Here is a 1,899-nt window from a genome sequence, read left to right on the forward strand (position 1 = left end):
CGCCAGGTGTCGGCGGCCGAGCTGGGGCGGGTATTGTCCGGGCATTTCGGCGTTGCCGTGCGCGTGCAGGAAGGCGTCGGCCACTGGGACCGCCTCGCGCCGTCCGAACAGAGCGTGCTGGGTGCCAGTGCGCTGCTCGGCCGCAGCGCACTGCTGGGTGCGCGCACCTGGCGGCCCGACCTGCGCGTGCGTGTGCGTATCGGCCCCCTCGACCGGGCCCGCTACGATCACTTCCTGCCCGGCGCGCCGGGCGCGCGGGTGCTGCGCACGTTGCTGGGCCTGTTCGCCGTGCCCACCCTGGCCTACGACATCGTCCTCGTGCTGCGCCAGGCGGACCTGCGGCCCGTGCAATTGGCCCCGATGGGCCGCCGGCTCGGCCTGGACAGTTATCTGCTGAGCGGACCCGCCACGGCCGACCGGGCCGACCTGAGCTACGAACTCCGTCCGCTGGACCCGCTGCCGCCGCTGCCTGTGAAATCCTCTTGACCTTCCCATCGTGGGAAGGCATATCCTGTGTTGGCAATCACGGGAGAAAGCATGGATACGAGGGTAGCGGACAATGCAGGGATAGCCATCGCCATCGAAGGCATGACCTGCGCATCATGCGTGGCGCGCGTGGAAAAGGCGATCAAGGCCGTGCCGGGCGTGCGCGACGCGAGCGTCAACCTGGCGACCGAAAAGGCCGCCGTCAGGGGCGACGGACTGGACGTGGCAGCGATCGTGGCCGCCGTCGAGCAGGCCGGCTATGCGGCGCGGCCGGCGGATGCAGGCCGGCAGGAGACGCCGCAGGGACCAGGGCTGCCGTCGTGGTGGCCCGTGGCCACCGCCGCGCTGCTGAGCATTCCACTGATCGCCCCCATGCTCCTGCAGCCGTTCGGCGTCCACTGGATGCTGCCTGGCTGGCTGCAACTGCTGCTGGCCACGCCCGTCCAGTTCTGGCTGGGCGCGCGCTTCTATCGCGCGGGCTGGAAGGCCGTGCGAGCCGGTGCCGGCAACATGGACCTGCTCGTCGCGATCGGCACGTCGGCCGCTTACTTCCTGTCGCTGTATCAGTTGCTGAGCGCGGACGGCCAGGCGATGCCGCACCTGTATTTCGAATCGGCCGCCGTCGTCATCACGCTCGTCCTGCTCGGCAAATGGCTGGAAGGCCGCGCCAAGCGGCAGACCGTGGCCGCGATCCGGGCGCTGGAAGCCTTGCGTCCTACCGGGGCCATCGTGCGGCGTGGCGATCGGGATACGACGATTCCCCTCGACGCCCTGCGCGCCGGCGACCTGATGGTCGTGCGGCCGGGCGAGCGCGTGCCGGCCGACGGCCGCGTCGTCGCAGGCGCAAGCCACCTCGACGAAGCGCTGCTGACGGGCGAGAGCCTGCCGGTGGCGAAGGGAGAAGGCGACCGCGTGACGGGCGGCGCCGTCAACGGCGAAGGGCTGCTGCTGGTCGAGGCGACCGCCGTCGGCGCGGACAGCATGCTGGCGCAGATCATCCGCATGGTCGAGGATGCGCAGGCGGCCAAGGCGCCCATCCAGCGCCTCGTCGACAAGGTCAGCGCCGTGTTCGTGCCCGTCGTGCTGCTGATTTCGCTCGCCACGCTGCTGATCTGGGGCTTCGCCACGGGCGACTGGCAGCAGGCGCTGTTGAATGCCGTCGCGGTGCAGGTGATCGCCTGCCCGTGCGCGCTGGGCCTCGCGACGCCGACCGGCATCATGGTCGGCACGGGCGCGGCCGCGCGCCACGGCATCCTCATCAAGGACGCGGAAGCGCTGGAGACGGCGCACGCGCTGCGGATGATCGTATTCGACAAGACCGGCACGCTGACGGAAGGGCGCCCGCGCGTGGTCGCGCTGGAGGCGGATGACCCGCGCCGGCTGCTGGCGCTGGCCGCCGCCGTCCAGCAGGGC

The 1,899-nt window shown here is 71.1% G+C and carries 2 protein-coding genes; both read left to right on the plus strand.

Annotated elements, in window-relative coordinates:
* A partial coding sequence (locus AC1DYX_RS30740) for a type VI secretion system baseplate subunit TssG (protein ID WP_477265953.1) occupies positions 1–486 on the plus strand: 486 nt, incomplete at its 5' end.
* A gap of 51 nt (positions 487–537) precedes the next feature.
* Positions 538–1,899: heavy metal translocating P-type ATPase (locus AC1DYX_RS30745; protein WP_477265955.1), on the plus strand; the 1,362-nt coding region annotated here is incomplete at its 3' end.

Source organism: Massilia sp. P2_C2 (genome assembly GCF_056404615.1).